Below are 18,418 nucleotides of genomic sequence, written 5' to 3' on the forward strand. Positions count from 1 at the left end.
GAGCACTGGAGCAAAGGCCACGATGGAAAAACATCGAGGCCTTCACTCCAGCACTCCGAGCTACCGCACCGAGCACCTGCTCGCTACGGCGGGAACTGGGAGACACGCCCTAGAGGGCAACAAAAAGCAGGAAGACGCCTCGTCTCCCTGCAGTTTCAGGTTATAGCGCACCCCAGGGCTTGCCGCAAGACCCCGGTGATGGCGGAGAATCGGCGGCCGTCGTCACAATCCGTTTCTCCCGGAGGTCGCCGCAGTGGCTGTGCAGTACGTGCTGGAGCTCGAGGAAACCGATCAGTCGCAGCTCGCCCTGGTGGGCGGGAAGGGCGCCAACCTGGGTGGGCTGGCGCGGATCGAGGGGGTGCGGGTTCCGGCGGGGTTCTGCGTGACGACCTCGGCGTACCGGGAGGTCGTGACGGCTGCGATCGACGACCGGCTCGATGCGCTGGCGGGGTTGGCCGCTGACGATCGGGACGGGATCCAGGCGCTGAGCGCGGAGGTCCGGGCGGCGGTCGAGGGTGTCGCCGTACCGGAGGAGGTGGCGGCGGCGATCGCTGGGGCGGTCGTCGAGGGCGTGGCTTACGCCGTACGGTCGAGTGCTACGGCCGAGGACCTGCCGACGGCGTCGTTCGCCGGGCAGCAGGACACGTACCTGAACGTGGTCGGGGCGGCGGCGGTGATCGACGCCGTACGGCGGTGCTGGGCGTCGTTGTTCACCGAGCGGGCGGTGACGTACCGGCAGCGCAACGGGATCGACCACCGGGCGGTGCTGATGGGCGTGGTCGTGCAGCAGATGGTGTTCTCGCAGGCGTCGGGGATCCTCTTCACCGCCGATCCGGTGAGCGGGAACCGGAAGGTCGCGACGGTGGACGCCGGGTTCGGGCTGGGGGAGGCGCTGGTCTCCGGGCTGGTGAATCCGGATGTGTTCACGGTGCGCGACGGTGAGGTGGTCGGGCGGACGGTCTCGGCGAAGCAGATCGCGATCCAGGCGCTGCCGGGCGGTGGGACCGAGGAGGTCGTGCTCTCGGCCTCGCAGCAGGAGGTGCCGGCGCTCACCGACGAGCAGGCGGTGCGGCTGGTCGCGCTCGGACGGCGGATCGAGGCGCACTTCGGGCGGCCGCAGGACATCGAGTGGTGCCTGGTCGACGACGACTTCCAGATCGTGCAGAGCCGGCCGATCACCACGCTGTTCCCGGTGCCGGAGACCGGTGACCAGGGCAACCATGTGTTCCTGTCGGTCGGGCACCAGCAGATGATGACCGACGCGATGAAGCCGCTCGGGTTGTCGGTGTGGCAGTCGACGGCGATGGCGCCGATGCTGGCGGCGGGCGGGCGGTTGTTCGTCGATGCCACGCCGCATTTGAGTTCGCCTGGGCGCCGGGCGGGGTTCTTGGACTTGGTGGGGAAGGGCGACCCGCTGATCGAGGACGCACTGCAGACGCTGCTGGATCGAGGGGACTTCATCCCGACGGTGCCCGACCAAGCGCCGCCTGCCGGCGGCGCGCCGGCCGCTGGTCGGGAGCGTGCCGCCGCCGAGCCGCCGATGCGCGGTGCCTCCGCGGCGCTCCCCAACGATTTTTCGGTTGTCACCGAGCTGATCGAGCGGAGCCAGGCCTCCCTGGCCGCGCTGCGCGACGACATCGCCGCGAAGACCGGCCCGGCGCTGTTCGACTTCCTCCTCGAGGCGTTCGCCGAGCAGAAGCGCCTGCTCGGCGACCCGCTCAGCATGCAGGCGATCATGGCCAGCCACGACGCCACCTGGTGGCTCAACGACAAGCTCGCCGAGTGGCTCGGCGAGAAGAACGCGGCCGACACGCTGACGCTCTCCGCGCCCGGCAACATCACCTCCGAGATGGGCCTCGCGCTGCTCGACGTCGCCGACGCCGTGCGCCCGTACCCGGAGGTGCTGGCCTTCCTCGCCGACGCCGGGGAGGACTTCCTCGACCAGTTGCCGAAGGTCGCCGGCGGCGAGGAGGCCCGCGCCGCGATCACGGCGTACCTCGACCAGTACGGCATGCGCTGCGTCGGCGAGATCGACATCACCCGCCCGCGCTGGAGCGAGCAGCCCGAGACGCTGGTCCCGCTGATCCTCGACAACGTGAAGCTGTTCGCGCCGTGCGCTGCTGAGCAGCGCTTCGAGGAGGGCCGGCTGAAGGCGCTGGCCAAGGAGCAGGAGGTGCTGGAGCGGCTGCGCGCGCTGCCCGACGGCGAGCAGAAGGCCACCGAGACCCAGCAGATGATCGAGCGGGTCCGGACCTTCATCGGTTACCGCGAGTACCCGAAGTACGCGATCATCTGCCGCTACGCCGTCTACAAGCAGGCGCTGCTCGCCGAGGCCGACCGGCTCGTCGCGTCCGGGGTGCTGGCGGAGCGCGAGGACATCTACTACCTCACCTTCCAGGAGCTCCAGGACGTCGTCCGCACGCAGCAGGCGGACGCCGGCCTGATCCAGCGCCGCAAGGACGACTTCCGGGTCGACCAGGCGCTGGTCCCGCCGCGCGTGCTCACCTCGGACGGCGAGTCCGTCAGCGGCTCGTACCGGCGGGACGACGTACCGGCCGGTGCCCTCACCGGCCTGGCGGTCTCGGCAGGCACGGTCGAGGGCCGAGCCCGCGTCATCCTCGACCTGGCCAAGGCCGACCTGGAACCCGGCGACATCCTCGTCACCGCCTTCACCGACCCGAGCTGGTCACCCCTGTTCGTCGGCATCTCCGGCCTGGTCACCGAGGTCGGCGGCCTGATGACCCACGGCGCCGTCATCGCCCGCGAGTACGGCCTCCCCGCCGTCGTCGGCATCGACCACGCCACCCGCCGCATCCAGGACGGCCAACGCATCAGAGTCCACGGCACCGACGGCTACGTCGAACTGCTGGACTGACGACGAGAAGGCCGCGCCGGCGAGTGCTGCCGGCGCGGGTCAGTTCGGGTTCTGGCCTGAGGGGATGGCTTGGGACGGGCGGACCACCGGGAGGCAGACGACGGTGTCGGCGGGGACGGCGATGCTGGGGACGCCCTTGGTGTTGAGTTTGGTGAAGCCGCTGCCGAGGACGATGTCGACGGTGTGGTCGGCGCGGGCGTCGGCCTTGGTGGCGGCTTTCTGGTTGAGCTGGCCCATCGCCAGTTTGACCTCGGGGCCGTCGGCGGTGGCGCCGCGGACCTCGACGGTGTCGACCTTGTCGCCGTTCGGTTCGTTGGCGATCTTGTTGATGTTGAAGCCGCGCTTCTTCAGGTCCTCGCCGAGGCGGGCGGCCGAGCCGGCGCGGGCGCCGCCGTTGTAGATGTTCAGCACGACCTGCTTGGGGACCAGCCGGTTGTTCTCGAGCTTCTGCTCGACGCAGTTCGGCTCGGCGCTGGAGTCGGTGAGCGAGTTCCAGCCCCACCAGAAGCCGCCGACCAGGATCATCAGCAGCACGACCATGGTGATCGGCGTCCGCCAGTGCAACCGCGAGTACGGCCTCGGCTGCGGGTGGAAGGCGGCCATCTAGCTCACGACCAGGACCCGGGCGTGCAGGACCAGACGCTGCTGCAGGGCCGCGCGCAGCGCCCGGTGCAGACCGTCCTCGAGGAACAGCTCGCCCTTGTACTCGACGACGTGCGCGAACAGGTCGCCGTAGAAGGTCGAGTCCTCGTCGAGCAGCGCGTTCAGGTCCAGGGTGCCCTTGGTGGTGACCAGTTCGTCGAGCCTGATCTGCCGCGGGGGCAGCACGGACCAGTCCTTGGCCTTGTACCCGTGATCGGGGTACGGCCGCTCCTCACCGACGCGCTTGAAGATCACCCACCGAAGTCTAGCGGGGCCGGAGGTCTCCGGAGAGGTCGGGAATGTCACCGCGGAAGGTCGAGACCAAGACTCAACCTTTCACCGCTCCCGGACGTCCACAGTGCACAGGGACTATCAGGGGGTAGACATGAAGGTACTGACCAAGCTGGCTGCGGGGGCGGCCACGGTGGTCGTCGCGGTCGCCGGGACCACGCTACCGGCCGACGCGCTGACCGTCGCCCAGAACAAGGCGGCCCAGACCCGTCTGAACGCGCTCGGCTGCTACGCCGGGCCGGTGGACGGAAAGATCGGCCAGATGACCCAGGCGGCCACGATCCGGTTCCAGGCCGCGAACAAGATGACCCAGAACGGCTCGCTCGGCGGTACGACGTACAGCCGCGTCCTGGCCGCCTCGGCCAAGCGCTGCGACGTCCGGGCGGTCCCGGCCAGCGGCGGCGGCAAGCGGATCGTGCTCAGCCAGGGCCAGAACTACCTGTGGCTGATCGACGCCAAGGGCAAGGTCGTCCGGCAGGGCCCGATCGTCGACAACCCGAGCTACCTCAAGCCCGGGACGTACACGACCGGCTCCAAGTGCGGGCGGGCGGCCCGGATCAAGAAGAACACCGACGGCGCCAGTCTCTACCTGAACAACTTCGTCCGGTTCGCGCCGTGCGGGATCGGCTTCCACCAGATCCCGACGTACAAGAGCAACGGCGCGCAGATCCACGGCGACTGGCAGCTCGGCACCAACCAGAAGGCCTCGCACGGCTGCATCCGGGTGCAGAAGTCGATGTCGGACGCGATCTGGGCCTTCACCACGGCCTCGACCAAGGTGGTCGTGGTCCGCTGACCAACGGACAGGGGGTGTCCGACTTCTGGTGGACGCCCCCGGCGGTGCCCGGCTCCTAGGGTTGTTCCCGACCATCGACGTCGGGGAACTGGGGAAGTCATGCCGGGCACCGTGCGGTTGCGGCCGCCGAACAACACACTCGACCGCAGGGTCCTCGGCGTCTGGCGGGTGAACTCGGCGCTGGTCTTCGCGCCGCCGATCCTGACCCTGGTGCTGCTCGGGCTGCTGATCGCGCCGGCCCGGTTCTGGCTGCTGGCGCCGGCGGTGCTGGTGGCTGTCTGCTGGCTGCCGTTCGTCACGGTGCTGCCGCTGTGGTGGTACCGGGTGCACCGCTGGGAGGTCACCGAGGATGCGGTGTACGTGCGGGCCGGGTACTTCTGGCAGGAGTGGCGGATCGCGCCGATGTCGCGGATCCAGACCGTCGACACGCTGCGCGGTCCGGTCGAGCAGCAGTTCGGGCTGTCGACGCTGGTGGTGACCACGGCGTCCGCCAGGGGCTCGCTGAAGATCCGCGGGCTGGAGCAGGAGCAGGCAGGTGAGCTGGCGGAGCGGCTGACCCAGGTCACGCAGGCGACGCCGGGTGATGCGACGTGAGCAGCGAATGGCAACAACTCGACGTGAAGACCGTCGCTGTGGGCGCGGCGCTCGCGGCCGGCGTCGCTGTGGGAGCTGCGGTGCCTACCGCCGTGGGAGTGGCTTCGGGGACGTCTTGGAGTACGGCGCTCGCCTGGGTGGTGCCCTGTGGGGTGCTGCTGGTGCTCGCGGGGGCCCTGCTCGAGTACGTGCGCTGGCGACGTACGGCGTACCGGATCGGTGCCGAGCAGGCTGAGCTGCGGACCGGGCTGGTGGTGCTGCGGCGGCGGGCGCTGAGCCGGGAGCGGATCCGGAGCGTCGACCTGACGGCGAACCCGCTGCTGCGGGTGTTCGGCCTGGTGGCGGTGAAGATCGGGACCGGCGAGAGCTCCAGCGAGAGCACGCTGTCGCTCAGCCCGGTGACGCGCGCCGAGGGGGAGCGGCTGCGGCTGGAGCTGCTGCGCGGTGAGCAGCACGAGAGCGACGGGACGCTGGCCGTGCTCGACCCGGCCTGGATCCGGTACGCGCCGATCTCGTTCCTCGCGCCGACGCTCGGGCTCGCGGCCGGTGGCGCGGTGATGCAGGTGTCGCAGTGGTTCACGCTGCAGGACGAGCTGATCGACTGGGTCCAGGACCTCTTCAACGGGACGCCGCTGGTCGGCGTACTGGTGATCCTGACCGCGTTCCTGCTGGTCGTGGGCCTGATCGGCTCGCTCGGGCTGTTCGTCGAGATGTGGTGGAACTACCGCCTCGACCGCGAGCCCGGCACCCTCCGCGTACGGCGTGGGCTGTTCACCACGCGCTCGATCTCGATCGAGGAGCGGCGGTTGCGCGGGGTCGACGTGGTCGAGCCGCTCGGCGCCCGCCTGGCCGGTGCGGCCCGCGTCGACGCGATCGCGACCGGGCTGGTGCAGCAGCAGGAGGACGAGAAGACCGACCACAAGACGTTGTTGCCTCCGGCTCCCAAAGACCTCGCCGACCGGATCGCGGCCGCCGTACTGCGGGAAGAGGTCGCGCCGACGGCCGCGGCTCGGCTGACCCCGCACCCGCGGGCCGCGCTCGGCCGCCGGCTCCGGATCTCCTTCGCGGCCGCGTTGCTGCCGGTGCTGGTCCTGGTGGTGCTCGGGCTGCTGTTCACCGATGTACTCCTGCAGCTCGGAGGCCTGCTGGCCGTCGTGCTGCTGCCGGTCGCGGTCCTGCTCGCCCGCGACAACTACAAGGCGCTCGGCCACGGGATCACCGGCAAGTACCTGGTCACCCGCTCCGGCTCCGTACGCCGGTCGACGGCGGCGCTGCAGCGCGACGGCGTACTGGGCTGGCGGGTCCGGCAGTCGGTCTTCCAGCGCCGCGTCGGCCTGGCCACCTTCAGCGCGATCACGGCCGCGGGCGGCGGCGCGTACTCGGCCCGCGACGCCGACGCCGACGAGGGCCTCGAGTTCGCCCGGGAAGCGGTTCCGGGGCTGCTGGAGCCGTTCCTCGTGCGCGGCTGACCCCCTCTGGTCGCCCGGCCGCACTAGCATGCCCAGCGCAGGGGAAGTAGTTCCGTCGCGCGAAAGGCAGCGTTGAGATGGCCGAGACACCGGACGTCGTGGAGACCGTCAAGCAGGGGTACGCGTTCGAGGGGCCCGCGATCGAGCTCGGGTCGCTGCTGGTCGACGGTACGCCGAACCCGGAGGCGGCGGTCCGGATCCCGCTCTCGATGGTGAACCGGCACGGCCTGGTGGCCGGCGCGACCGGTACCGGCAAGACCAAGACCCTGCAGCTGATGGCCGAGCAGCTGTCCGCCGCCGGTGTCGCGGTGTTCGCCGCCGACATCAAGGGCGACCTGTCCGGCATCTCCCAGCCCGGCGAGGGCAACGAGAAGCTGCTCGCCCGGACCAAGGCGATCGGGCAGGAGTGGACCGGGACCGGCTTCCCGACCGAGTTCTACGCGCTCGGCGGCCAAGGGTCCGGCGTCCCGATCCGCGCGACGATCACGTCGTTCGGGCCGGTGCTGCTGTCCAAGGTGCTCGGGCTGAACGACGTCCAGGAATCCTCGCTCGGCCTGATCTTCCACTACGCCGACAAGCAGGGCCTGACCCTGCTGGACCTGAAGGACCTGCGCGCGGTCATCACGCACCTGACCAGTGACGAGGGCAAGGGCGACCTGAAGGAGCTCGGCGGGCTGTCCGCCGCGACCGCCGGGGTCATCCTGCGCTCGCTGATCGGGTTCGCCGACCAGGGCGCCGAGGCGTTCTTCGGTGAGCCGGAGTTCGACACCGCCGACCTGCTGCAGCAGCGCGACGGCAAGGGCGTCGTGTCGCTGCTCGAGCTGCCGAACCTGCAGGACCGGCCGGCGCTGTTCTCGACCTTCCTGATGTGGCTGCTGGCCGACCTGTTCCACGACCTGCCCGAGGTCGGCGACGTGGACAAGCCGAAGCTGGTGTTCTTCTTCGACGAGGCGCACCTGCTGTTCAACGACGCCTCGAAGGCGTTCCTGGACTCGATCGCGCAGACCGTCCGGCTGATCCGCTCGAAGGGTGTCGGCGTCTTCTTCGTCACCCAGACGCCGAAGGACGTCCCGGACGACGTGCTGGCGCAGCTCGGTTCGCGGGTGCAGCACCAGCTCCGCGCGCACACCCCGAACGACGCGAAGGCGCTGAAGGCGACCGTCTCGACGTTCCCGAACTCGTCGTACGAGCTGGCCGAGGTGCTCACCCAGCTCGGCATCGGCGAGGCGATCGTGACAGTCATGAACGAGAAGGGCGCGCCGACGCCGGTCGCCTGGACCCGGCTGCGGGCGCCGCAGTCGCTGATGGCGCCGGCCTCGGCCGAGCAGCTGAGCGCGGCGGTCGCGGCCTCGGCGAACCACGCCAAGTACTCCGAGGTGGTCGACCGCGAGTCGGCGTACGAGAAGCTGGCGGCGAAGGTGCAGGCGGGGGCCGCGCAGGCCGAGGCCGAGGCGCAGGCCAAGGCTCAGCAGCCGGCGCCGGAGCAGCCGAAGCCGCGGGCGCAGAAGCAGGAGAAGTCGATGGTCGAGCAGGTGGTCGGCTCGTCGGCGTTCAAGCAGTTCGCGCGGTCGGCCGGGCGGGAGATCGTGCGCGGGTTGTTCGGGGCGGCGCGCCGCAAGAGGTGACATTTGATCAAACTCTTACCTGCAGGTGGCCGCCGTACGGCATAGAGTTAGAGGGTGGTTGCGCAGAGTAGGCGATCGGTTCGGAACTGGGCGCTGTGGACCCTGACGGTCCCGGCGTTCGGTCTCGTCGCGCTGGTCGACCTGCTCGCGATCGGGTACGGCGTGCGCTCGTTCGCCGAGCTGCCGTCCTGGCAGGGCCTCGACCTGGTGCTCGCGCTGACCGTGTCGGCGCTGATCTCGGTCGAGGGGGCGCGGCGGGTCGAGAACCGGCGGAAGTCCGGCGGAGCGCTGCACAAGGACCTGGCGCCGGCGTGGATGATCGCCGCGGCTCTGGTGCTGCATCCGGCGCTGGCGGTGCTGGTCGCTGTCTTGCTGCGGATCTGGTGGCGGATCCGGGCCGGGCGCTGCATCCCGTACCGGTGGGCGTTCAGTACGGCGGTGTGCGTGCTCGGCGTCGGCGCGGCGCACGCGGTGTTCGTGGGGGCCCGGGATCTGCTCGGTGGGTCTTCGCCGGCGCTGGTCGTGTCGATGACGCTGGCTGCCTTCGCGTACGTCGCGACCGATGCGGCGCTGTGCGGGTTGGCGATCGTCCTGATCGTGCCGGGGAGCAGCCGGCAGGAGGCGATCGGCGACAAGGACTCGCTCTGCGTGGACGCCACGGCGGCGACGCTGGGCTGCCTGCTCGCCGCGGCGGCGCTGGTCAGCCCGTGGTTCGCGTTCCTGGCGATCCCGATCTCGCTGACGGCTCAGCGGGCGTTGCTGTTCGCGCAGTTGGAGAGCGAGGCGCAGACGGACCCGAAGACCAGCCTCGGGCGGGTCGACTGGTGGCGTCGGCGTACCGAGGAGCTGTTGCGTACGGCGCGCGCCCAGCGAGAGCCGGTGGCGGTGCTGCTGGTCGACATCGACCACTTCAAGCAGGTCAACGACCGGCACGGGCATCTTGTCGGCGACGAGGCACTGCGCGCGGTCGCGACGATCCTGCGCGGGGCGATCCGGGTGAAGGACGTGATCGGGCGCTTCGGCGGCGAGGAGTTCGTCATCGCGCTCCCGGAGACCGACCTCGCCGACGCGACCGTCACCGCCGATCGCTTGCGGACGGCTGTCGCCGCGAGCCCACTGGCCGCGATGTGCGCCGGCGTCCTCGACGCCCCCGACCTCGACCCGGACACGTTCCACCTGACCGTCTCCATCGGCGTCGCCGTCTCCCCGTCCGACGGCCAGACCGTCGACGAGCTCCTGCTCCGCGCCGACCGAGCCATGTACGCCGCCAAGGCGGCCGGAAGAGACCGAGTCCGGGTAGCGGCGGACTGCACACCGGCCGACCTGGCCCGGCTCACGCTCCCCCGCCCGGCCGTGCAGTCCAGCTAGCTCCCGACCGGGTTTCGAGTACCGACCACCGGTCAGGTGGCCGGTACTCGAAAGGTGCTGGGCTGGTAGTTGCGAACCTGCGCAGAACCTTTCACCGGCCTCCGACGTCTTGAGCTGTGGAAGGACGGAGACTCCATGGGGCGGACCGACGGGCGGGACGAGGACTTCACGGCTTTCGTGCTGGCCAGGTCTGCGCGGTTGGTGCACATCGCGCGAATGCTCTGTGGCGACCCCGCGCTCGCCGAGGACCTGGTGCAGACCGCGCTCGAGAAGGCGTACCTGCGCTGGGACCGGATCGAGCTCGGTGACCCGTTCGGGTACGTCCGCCAGGCGGTGGTCAACCAGCACCTCTCGTGGGCCCGGCGACGCCCCTGGCGGGAGCGGCCGAGCGGGCACGCGGCCGAGCTGGAGCAGCAGCTCGACCTGCGCGGCGGGCGCAGCGTGTCCGACCCGGCCGTGGCCGTCGACCGCCGGATCGCGCTCGCGGGCGCGCTCGCGACGCTGACCGCGCGGGAGCGGGCGGTCGTCGTCCTGCGGTACGTCGAGGACCTGACCGAGGCGCAGACCGCCGCGACGCTCGGGGTCGCGGTCGGCACGGTGAAGAGCGCGACGAATCGCGCCCTGCAGAAGCTGCGGGCGACCCCGCAGCTTCTGGACCAGGTGTCGTTAGGAGAACGGCGATGAACGACGACTTCGACGAGGAGCTGCGCGCCGCGCTGCGCCCGGACGACCAGCTCCGCCCGCTCGACCCGGCGGCGGTGATCGCCGGCGCGCACCACCGGCGCCGGATGCGTGGACTGGCTGCCGCAGGGCTCGCGTCGGTCGCCGTACTGGCTGTTGCTGCTGGTGGGCTGCTGTCGTTCGGGAGCCCGTCGGGGTCGGCGCCGGCCGGTCCGCCGACGGTGGGCCCGCCGAGCGGCGTCCCCAGCGGGAGAGCGACCGTCCGCCCGAGCGACACGCCGAGCGCCAAGGTGACCCCGGACGCGAAGTTCATCGACCAGTGCTGGAGCGCCCTGCAGGCCGAGGATCCGCGCCCGGGACCGGCGGCGAAACGCAAGGCGACGCTGACCAACCTCCGGGGGACCCTCGTGATCTTTGCCGGGAGCAACTACTGGGGCGCCTGCGACAACGGGTACGGCGACGAGGTCTCACTGCGGCAGGTGACCTCCACCCAGCGCCCGTCGCGTGCGGACGTGGACGCGTTCGCGGTCGCCAACAACCAGGTGATCGAGGGCGGCAAGCCGTACGAGTACTCGTGGGCGGCGGGGATGCTGCCGCAGGGGGTGTTCGGGGTGCGCTACCGCTTCCCCGAAGGGGACGTGAAGGACGCGACGATCGCCGGAAACTACTGGCTGATGCAGAACCGCGCGTCGGTGCCCAGCCAGCACGACGGACCGGACAGCCCGCGGATCAAGGTCGATCTGCTCGGCGCGAACGAGCAGGTGCTGACCACGCACGAGCTGGTCTGGGGCAAGCACACCTGCGCGCAGATCAGCCACGGCTGCTGAAGAACCTTCCCGGAGGCGGTCGCGTCCTTCAGCCCGACACGACAACTTGTGGAGGGCAACAGATGAGGAACCACCGGGTACTGCGCAACGGCGCCGCCGTCCTGGCGTCGGCCGCCGTCGCGGCGATCGCCATCGCCGGAGCCAACCATTCCACGGGTGACACGGCAGTTGCAGGAGGTCCTGGTACGCCGACCGCCAGTCCACAAGCAGTCCAGCAAAAGGCAGCTCAGCAAAAGCCGGTCGCCCGCCCCACCGTTCCGCCTCGCCCGAAGGAGTACCCCCTTCCCAAGGATGCGGTCGCCGCCTGCAAGCGTCTGTTGACCGACCAGCCACACCCGACGCGCTCCGCCAAGCCCGTCGCCCGTCTCGACGGCGCCCCCGGCTCGATCGTCGTCCTCGCCGACGCCTCCCACTGGGCCGCCTGCGACACGGCGTACGCCCGGCAGAACAACGAGGGCTCGCTCCGCGAACCATCCCGCATCGCCGCTTCCTCCAAGCTCGCGGCCTTCGCCGTCGCCCACAACCTCATCCCGCGCGGCGGCAAGGAGTACAACTACTACTGGGCCGCCGGTGTCCTCCCTAAGGACGTCACCGCGGTCACCTACACCTTCCCCGACGGCGCCACCACCAAGGCTGTTGTCCAAGGCAACTACTGGCTGCTCCAGCACCAGGACCCCAAGCCCTGGACCCCCGGCAGCGAGACCACCCAGCGCATCATCGTGAAGATCACCAAGTCCAACGGCACCACCAGGACCGAGAAGCTCGACTGGGGCACTCACACCTGCGCCCAGATCACCCACGGCTGCTGAGGAGACCGTGCCCGGAGAGTCCCGCCCGAGGCTCTCCGGGCACGGTGGTTCAGTGGTCCCGCTCAGCAAGCACCGAAGGATCCGGCGCTGATCCAGGCCTTGGCGACGTACATCCCGGAATGCACCCGCAGCCAGACGTTCGACGTCCCCTGGGAACCGGAGACGCTCTGCCCGGTGACCTGGCACTCCACGGTGACCTGCGCGGACTTCCCGGCCATCCCGACGACGGCGCCGGACGAGCTCGCCGAGTTGCGGACGTTCAGGTAGCCCGAGCTGATCGCGACCGTGCCGCGGCCGCCGTCGCCGGTCCACAGGTACGTCGTGTCGACCCAGGCATTGTTGGTCAGGCCGAGTGCGTCCCAGAAGGTGCCGTCGGCGAGGTCGATGCCGGCCGGGTTGGCCACCGTGCGGCCGAACTGGTCCTTCCCGCCGTTGTACCCGTTCTGGTACGCCGCCTGCGACTCCGGCCGGCCCTGCGGGAGGTCCTTCCACATCTCGCGGGTGGCGCTCGGGTTCCAGTAGTCGTCCTTGGTGTTCCACGGGCCGACGTCCCAGACCGGTTCGAACGCGCAGCGCAGGCTGCCGGTCGTCGTACAGACCTTGACCGAGTAGTTGCCGGAGCCGTTGTTGGCCAGGCCGCGGCGCGACGGCAGCGCGACGAAGTGGTCGCGGCTGATGATCACGTGGCCGTTGGCCGTGGTTCCGCCGACCAGGCCTTCGCGGGTGGCGAAGACGCGCGACTTCAGCGGCGCGGCCTGCACCTTCATCGTGCTCGCAACGGCCTTGTTCGTGGGCTGCACCCGTACGTCGGCCACCCACGGCTTCGCGCCGGTCGGGGGCGCGACGACGATGATGCGCAGCTGGACCAGGTCGCTGACGCCGGGCAGCGCGGTCGGCGTACCGGCCTTGGCGGGTGTCCACTCCGACCAGCGGTCGTCGACGAGGGCGCGGACGTCGACCTCGGCGGTCGAGCCGTCCGGCGTACCGGTCGTGTAGTCGACGACGACTGCCGACGTCGCGGCGGGGAAGCGGACCGGGTCGAGGTTCCCGATGCCGGAACGCTGCTTGATCTCGGCCGAGCCCATCCGGACCGGCGCGTCGCCGAGGACGATCCGGCTGCCGTCGGCGACGACGTTGGTGGAGCCTTCGGCCGGTTGGCCGGCGACGGCGACCGGGTCGGTGCCGGCCGCCGTACTGGGCAGGACGGCGGCGGCCAGGGGTGCGGCGGCCAGAGCGGCGGCGACGCAGAGTGCGGCCGCGGACCTTCGGGTGATACGCATGGCGGTACCTCCGGGGCGGTGAGGCTGCTGTCACCGGGTGCGACACCCGGTTGACTGATCGTGACAAACAAACGCCGTACTTGTACAGCGACGGAAATAAATTTCTTCGGAACGGACAGAACCCAACCGGTGACTCACCGGGTTTGGACAGGTGTGACAGAGGCTGAGGAGAATCGATGACCCGGGCCGCGGACGCCGACTTCGAGCGGTTCGTGCAGGCGCAGTCGACGCCGCTGCTGAGGTTCGCGGAGATGCTGTGCGGTGATCGCCACACCGCCGAGGATCTCGTGCAGCAGGCGCTGATGCGGTCCTACCCGAAGTGGCACCGGCTGGACGGCGACCGGTTGCGGTACGTCCGCCGGGTGCTGGTCAACAGATTCCTCTCGCAAGCGCGCCGTCGCTGGTCCAACGAAGTGCCCAGCGATCCGGTGGACAACGACTGGGACGACCGGTCGGTGGCGGACTTCGCCGGCGAGGTCCAGACCCGGGACGCCGTGCTGTCAGCTCTCGGTGGGCTGACAGTGCGCGAGCGGACCGTGGTCGCCCTGCGGTACTCGCAGGACCTCTCCGAGGCGGAGACCGCCGAGCTCCTCGGCATGGCCGCCGGGACCGTGAAGAGCACGGCCTCCCGGGCCCTGGCCAAGCTGCGTCTGGCACCCGACCTGATCGAATCCGGAGTAGTTGGAGGAACAAGATGAGCGACGAGCAGCGGGTGCGCAGCGCGCTCGAGTACGACCTGGAGCCGTGGCAGCCCGACCCGGCCGACCTGATGCGCCGCGGCCGGCGGCTCGCCTGGCTGCGCCGCGGCCTGGCCGCCGCGGGTGTCACCGCGCTGGCCGGCAGCGTCGCGACGGTGTCCGCCGCGATCGGTGGACCGGCCGACGTGAAGAACCTGCTCGCCGGTGGCGGTAAGCCCCCGGTCCCCGTCGAGCTCCCGGCCGGTACGCCGACCGCGGTCCCGTCGGTCGACCCGAGCTGCCTGCCGAAGGTGCCGAGCAAGGCCAAGATCGAGGCGTCGGTCAAGGTGAAGGTGGAGGGCGAGCTGCCGTCCGGCAAGCCGTCGCTGCCGCCGGTTCCTTCGGTGCCGACGAAGAAGCCTTCGCTGCCGAGCGTTCCGGTGCCGACGGGGAAGCCGTCGCTCCCAGGCAAGCTGCCGCAGGTCCCGACCGGTAAGCCGTCGCTGCCGAACGTGCCGACGGGCAAACCGTCGCTGCCGGGGAAGCCCTCGCTGCCCAGCGTTCCGGTTCCGACCGGCAAGCCTTCGCTGCCGAACGTTCCGGTGTCGACCGGGAAGCCCTCGCTGCCTTCGGTGCCGGTCAAGAAGCCTTCGCTGCCGAACGTTCCGGTGCCGACGGAGAAGCCGTCGCTCCCGGGCAAGCCCGAACTGCCGCCGTGCGTCACCGACCACGTGCCGACCGCGCCGCCGGTCAACGTCCCGACGATGCTGCCGTCGCTCCCGGGCAAGCCGAACGTCCCCACCACCAAGCCGTCGCTGCCGGGCAAGCCGTCCCTGCCGACGGTCAAGGTCCCGACCGTGAAGCCGTCCCTGCCGGGTCAGCCCTCGCTGCCGATCCCGACCGGAAAGCCTTCCCTGCCGGGCAAGCCGAGCCTTCCTCCCCTGCCCACCGAGCGGCCCACCGGGCTGCCGACTCATCGGTAGTTGGCCCTCCCCCTTCACACCGATGACGCCGTCGGCCGGCCCGCGGGCGGAAACGGGCCGGCCGCCGGTGGGGTAACTCGTCAGACCCGTGCCCCGAAACACGGATCTGTAGTGACTGCAGTTGATGTACACCGAGATCAACTGCGGTCCCCACCGGCGGGTGGGACCTCGGGGGTCCTACTCGCCGGTGGTCCCGTCCGCCAGCTCCCGTACGACGTCCAGCTGCCCCACGTGCCGCGCGTACTCCTGCAGCACGTGGAACAAGATCCACCCCAGCGTCGGCTTCACGTCCTCGCTCCCGAACCGGCCGCCCTCTGCCGCCCGTACGCCGAGCGCTCCAACGCCGACCACCCCGACCCCCTGCGCCGCCGCGGCCTCCGCCCGCACGACCCCCGCGACGATCTCCCGGGTCCGCTTCCCACCCTCGCGCAGCGCCGACTGCAAGCCGTCCAACGTGTCGCCCTCGTCCAGCCGCCACCGCTCGTCGGCGTCGCTGTCACCCCAAGGCTCAGAGACCTGCTCCGCGGTGAACCCCCAGCGCAACCACCGCCGCTCCATGAACACCAGGTGCTTGAGCAGCTCCAGCGGCGTCCAGCCCGACGGCAGCTGTGTCGTCCGCAGCTCCGCGTCGGACAGCCCGTCGAGCTTGCGCTGCACGGTCTCCCGGTAGAAGTCGAGCCACGCCAGCGGCAGCTCGACCGGGTCACCGATGCGTTGGTCGGGCAGCATCACACCATCTCCTTCAGGTACCGCGCGGTCGCCTCGTCGGCGGGGAAGAACTGCTCGATCATCAGCTCCGACACGGTCACGTCCAGCGGCGTCCCGAAGGTCGCGATCGTGGTCAGCAGCGACAGCTCCTGGTCCCCGCGCCGCAGTTTCATCGGTACGACGACCTCCGCGACCGGACCGGCCGCGACGCGCTCGCCGCCGGCGTGGCCGCGCAGTTCGTCGTACAGGTCCTGCAGCTCGGGATCGGCGGTGCTGGCGATCTGCCGCTGCAGCGTACTGAGCGCGCTGGCGCGGACCGCGGCGAGGTTGCTGATCCGGCGCCCGAGCCCGTCGGGGTGCAGGGTGAGGCGCAGCGCGTTGATCGGCGCCGCGAGCAGCTCGGGCGCGACATCCTCGGTGAACAGCGCGGCCGCGGCGTTGGTCTCGACGATGTTCCACCAGCGGTCGACGACGAGGGCGGGGAACGGCGCGTGCGCGTCGAGCAACCGGCGCAGCGTCTCCCGTACGGCGAGCATCGCCGGCGAGTGCAGCGAGGCCTCGCTGTAGACCGGCGCGTAGCCGCCCGCGAGGAGCAGCTGGTTGCGGTCCCGCAGCGGTACGTCGAGATGCTCGGCCAGCCGCAGCACCATCTCGCGGCTCGGCTTCGACTTCCCGGTCTCGACGAAGCTGACGTGGCGCGTCGACACCTCGACCTGGTTGGCCAGGTCGAGCTGGCTGAGCCTGCGCCGCTCGCGCCAGCCGCGCAGCAGTTCGCCCACCGGCCGCTGGAAGGTCTCCTCGGCGATCGTCATGCCCCCGACGGTAACCGCCGAGGTGTCCACCGACATGACCTCCGAGGTCATCGCCCGATCGCCGCGCCCGGCCGCAAGGTGGTGGCCAACCGATCCTGAGGAGAACACGATGAACCTGGCCGAGCAGTACTTCGCCATCTGGAACGAGACCGACGCCGAGCAGCGGGCCCGGCTGATCGAGAAGACCTGGACGCCCGACGGGCACTTCGTCGACCCGAGCTTCGAGGCCACCGGGTACGAGGAGCTGAGCGCAATGGTCGGCACCGCGCAGGGCATGTTCCCGGGCCTGCGGTTCGCCGTCGTCGGCAAGATCGACGAGCACCACGACCGGGTCCGCTGGACCTGGGAGCTGGCCGCCGACGGTCAGGAAGCCGTTGCTGGAGGCACCGATATCGTCACCGTCGGTGCGGGCGGCCGGATCCGTTCGGTGGTGGGCTTCCTGGACTTCGCGCCGGCGCACTGACCGGAGTGCCGGCGTTCACTTTCACCTGTTGATCGTTCCAGCGCCGGGCCGCGACCCTTCCGGTTCGTAGCTTGGCGGCATGGTGATCAAGGGACTGCTGGCGCTGGGCCTGATCGGAGCGGGGCTGCTGCCCGCCGTACCGTCGAATGCCGCGCGCATCGACTGGAAACCCTGCGAGGAGGGGCAACCGGCCGAGTGCGCGCGGCTGACGGTGCCGCTCGATTACGCGAAACCGGGTAAGGGAAAGACCGAGCTGCTGATCGCCCGCGTCCCGGCCCGCGACCAGGCGCACAAGCTCGGCGTGCTGACCTTCAACCCGGGCGGTCCCGGCGGCCCCGGCGCCTCGATGCTGGCGGCCGGGATCGTCGGCGACCTGTTCGGGGAGGAGCTCCGCGACCGGTTCGATGTGGTCAGCTTCGACCCGCGAGGAACGGGCGGATCCAGTCAGCTCGACTGCGGCCCGGTGCTGCGTCCCGGCGTACCGGTGTTCCCGGACTCGAAGCGTTCGTACGACGCGATGGTCGCCGCCAGCCGCGAGCTCGGGAAGGCCTGCCTGGCCAAGAACGGCGACCTGATGCGGCACCTCGACACCCGGACCGCAGCGCGCGACCTGGACTCGGTGCGGGCGGCGCTCGGGGTTCGGAAACTCAGCTACTTCGGGCCGTCGTACGGGTCGTACCTGGGGGCGACGTACGCGCAGCTCTTCCCGCACCGGATCGACCGGATGGTCCTCGACGGGATCGTCGACCACTCGCAGGGCTCCACCGGTTTCGTGCTCAGCGAGGCCCGCGAGATGGAACGCGGCTTCGACCGGATGGCGGCCTGGTGCGCCGCGACGCCCGAGTGTGCACTGCACGGGCGCGATGTCGGAAAGGTGTTCGACGCCGTGGTCCGGAAGGCCGACCGGCGACCGCTGCCCGCGGGCAGCACGACGGTGAACGGCGACCAGATCCGGATGGCGCTGCCGATGTTCCTGCCGACGCTCGGCGGTTTCGAGGGCCCGTGGACGGCGTTCGCGTCGGCGCTGGCGAAGGCTTCTGATGCGGGCGACGGGTCGGGTTTCGTCGGCAACAGCTACGTCGGCTTCCCGGAGTCGGCGTACGCGGCGGTGTCGTGCATGGACTTCCCGGGTGAGTTCCGCGGGTACGCCGACGTGCGCGCGCGGCTCGCCGTCGCCCGCGCGGTAGCGCCGCGAGTCGGCGCCGCCGTCGAGGGCTGGGTGATGGCCGCGGCGTGCTCGGGCTGGCCGATCCCCCCGACCAATCCGTGGAAGCCGACCCCGATCAAGGACGCACCGCCGGTGCTGATCCTCAACAACACCCACGACCCGGCCACACCGCTGGCCGGCGCGATCAGCCTCCAACGCCAGATCCGCGGCAGCCGCCTGCTGGTGAGCGACACCTACGGCCACACGTCATGGTTCAACAACGAGTGCGCCCGCAACCACGCGTCGACGTACTTCCTGACCGGCAAACTCCCAGCCCGCGGAACCACCTGCTAGCGGAGGTACGGGCAGAG

The 18,418-nt window shown here is 70.6% G+C and carries 18 protein-coding genes; 13 read left to right on the forward strand and 5 right to left on the reverse strand.

Features of this window, described 5'->3' with window-relative positions:
* The first annotated feature begins 253 nt into the window (after positions 1 to 253).
* Entirely contained in the window at positions 254 to 2,875 is a 2,622-nt protein-coding gene (gene rph, locus AB0M01_RS30295) for a rifamycin-inactivating phosphotransferase (RefSeq protein WP_363675515.1), read from the forward strand.
* A gap of 39 nt (positions 2,876 to 2,914) precedes the next feature.
* Here the strand turns inward: rph and AB0M01_RS30300 are convergent, their stop codons facing one another.
* Complete coding sequence (locus AB0M01_RS30300; RefSeq protein WP_363675517.1) at positions 2,915 to 3,478, reverse strand: LytR C-terminal domain-containing protein; 564 nt, start codon at positions 3,476 to 3,478, stop codon at positions 2,915 to 2,917.
* Positions 3,479 to 3,772: a type II toxin-antitoxin system VapB family antitoxin gene (locus tag AB0M01_RS30305; protein WP_184801463.1), complete on the reverse strand. Its 294-nt coding sequence runs from the start codon at positions 3,770 to 3,772 to the stop codon at positions 3,479 to 3,481.
* Positions 3,773 to 3,902: 130 nt separating this feature from the next.
* Between AB0M01_RS30305 and AB0M01_RS30310 the strand changes: the two genes are divergently transcribed.
* From AB0M01_RS30310 to AB0M01_RS30345, 8 genes are all read left to right on the forward strand, one after another.
* Positions 3,903 to 4,604, forward strand: coding sequence for a L,D-transpeptidase family protein (locus AB0M01_RS30310; protein WP_363675519.1), 702 nt, complete (start codon positions 3,903 to 3,905; stop codon positions 4,602 to 4,604).
* 99 nt (positions 4,605 to 4,703) lie between these two features.
* Positions 4,704 to 5,198, forward strand: coding sequence for a PH domain-containing protein (locus tag AB0M01_RS30315; protein WP_363675521.1), 495 nt, complete (start codon positions 4,704 to 4,706; stop codon positions 5,196 to 5,198).
* Positions 5,195 to 6,667 carry a PH domain-containing protein gene (locus AB0M01_RS30320; RefSeq protein WP_363675523.1) on the forward strand — a complete coding sequence of 491 codons (1,473 nt, stop codon included), beginning with the start codon at positions 5,195 to 5,197 and terminating at the stop codon, positions 6,665 to 6,667. The genes AB0M01_RS30315 and AB0M01_RS30320 overlap by 4 nt, the downstream gene beginning before the upstream one ends.
* A gap of 77 nt (positions 6,668 to 6,744) precedes the next feature.
* Positions 6,745 to 8,292 carry a helicase HerA-like domain-containing protein gene (locus AB0M01_RS30325; protein ID WP_363675525.1) on the forward strand — a complete coding sequence of 516 codons (1,548 nt, stop codon included), beginning with the start codon at positions 6,745 to 6,747 and terminating at the stop codon, positions 8,290 to 8,292.
* Between the two features lie 54 nt (positions 8,293 to 8,346).
* Positions 8,347 to 9,660: a GGDEF domain-containing protein gene (locus tag AB0M01_RS30330; RefSeq protein WP_363675527.1), complete on the forward strand. Its 1,314-nt coding sequence runs from the start codon at positions 8,347 to 8,349 to the stop codon at positions 9,658 to 9,660.
* Between the two features lie 135 nt (positions 9,661 to 9,795).
* Entirely contained in the window at positions 9,796 to 10,344 is a 549-nt protein-coding gene (locus AB0M01_RS30335) for a SigE family RNA polymerase sigma factor (RefSeq protein WP_363675529.1), read from the forward strand.
* On the forward strand, positions 10,341 to 11,168 hold the full coding sequence (locus AB0M01_RS30340; protein ID WP_363675531.1) for a hypothetical protein: 828 nt from the start codon (positions 10,341 to 10,343) through the stop codon (positions 11,166 to 11,168). Before AB0M01_RS30335 ends, AB0M01_RS30340 begins: the two co-directional genes overlap by 4 nt.
* Positions 11,169 to 11,230: 62 nt before the next feature.
* Entirely contained in the window at positions 11,231 to 11,977 is a 747-nt protein-coding gene (locus tag AB0M01_RS30345; RefSeq protein ID WP_363675533.1) for a hypothetical protein, read from the forward strand.
* Between the two features lie 62 nt (positions 11,978 to 12,039).
* On the opposite strand, the gene AB0M01_RS30350 is transcribed toward AB0M01_RS30345, so the two are convergent.
* Positions 12,040 to 13,257 (reverse strand): hypothetical protein, encoded by a 1,218-nt coding sequence (locus AB0M01_RS30350; protein WP_363675535.1) that lies wholly within the window; start codon positions 13,255 to 13,257, stop codon positions 12,040 to 12,042.
* Between the two features lie 176 nt (positions 13,258 to 13,433).
* On the opposite strand from AB0M01_RS30350, the gene AB0M01_RS30355 reads away from it, so the two are divergent.
* Both AB0M01_RS30355 and AB0M01_RS30360 read left to right on the forward strand, forming a co-directional pair.
* Positions 13,434 to 13,955, forward strand: coding sequence for a SigE family RNA polymerase sigma factor (locus AB0M01_RS30355; RefSeq protein WP_184801481.1), 522 nt, complete (start codon positions 13,434 to 13,436; stop codon positions 13,953 to 13,955).
* Positions 13,952 to 14,917 carry a hypothetical protein gene (locus tag AB0M01_RS30360; protein ID WP_363675537.1) on the forward strand — a complete coding sequence of 322 codons (966 nt, stop codon included), beginning with the start codon at positions 13,952 to 13,954 and terminating at the stop codon, positions 14,915 to 14,917. The genes AB0M01_RS30355 and AB0M01_RS30360 overlap by 4 nt, the downstream gene beginning before the upstream one ends.
* 177 nt (positions 14,918 to 15,094) lie before the next feature.
* On the opposite strand, the gene AB0M01_RS30365 is transcribed toward AB0M01_RS30360, so the two are convergent.
* Both AB0M01_RS30365 and AB0M01_RS30370 read right to left on the reverse strand, forming a co-directional pair.
* Positions 15,095 to 15,646, reverse strand: coding sequence for a DinB family protein (locus AB0M01_RS30365; RefSeq protein ID WP_363676001.1), 552 nt, complete (start codon positions 15,644 to 15,646; stop codon positions 15,095 to 15,097).
* On the reverse strand, positions 15,646 to 16,437 hold the full coding sequence (locus tag AB0M01_RS30370; RefSeq protein ID WP_363675539.1) for a helix-turn-helix transcriptional regulator: 792 nt from the start codon (positions 16,435 to 16,437) through the stop codon (positions 15,646 to 15,648). The genes AB0M01_RS30365 and AB0M01_RS30370 overlap by 1 nt, the downstream gene beginning before the upstream one ends.
* Before the next feature lie 109 nt (positions 16,438 to 16,546).
* On the opposite strand from AB0M01_RS30370, the gene AB0M01_RS30375 reads away from it, so the two are divergent.
* Together AB0M01_RS30375 and AB0M01_RS30380 are read left to right on the forward strand one after the other, a co-directional pair.
* Complete coding sequence (locus AB0M01_RS30375; protein WP_363675541.1) at positions 16,547 to 16,900, forward strand: nuclear transport factor 2 family protein; 354 nt, start codon at positions 16,547 to 16,549, stop codon at positions 16,898 to 16,900.
* A gap of 79 nt (positions 16,901 to 16,979) precedes the next feature.
* A complete protein-coding gene (locus tag AB0M01_RS30380; RefSeq protein WP_363675543.1) occupies positions 16,980 to 18,401 on the forward strand; it encodes an alpha/beta hydrolase in 1,422 nt (473 codons plus the stop codon).
* Positions 18,402 to 18,418: the final 17 nt, after the last annotated feature.

Source organism: Kribbella sp. NPDC051770 (genome assembly GCF_040681455.1).
GTDB lineage: Bacteria > Actinomycetota > Actinomycetes > Propionibacteriales > Kribbellaceae > Kribbella.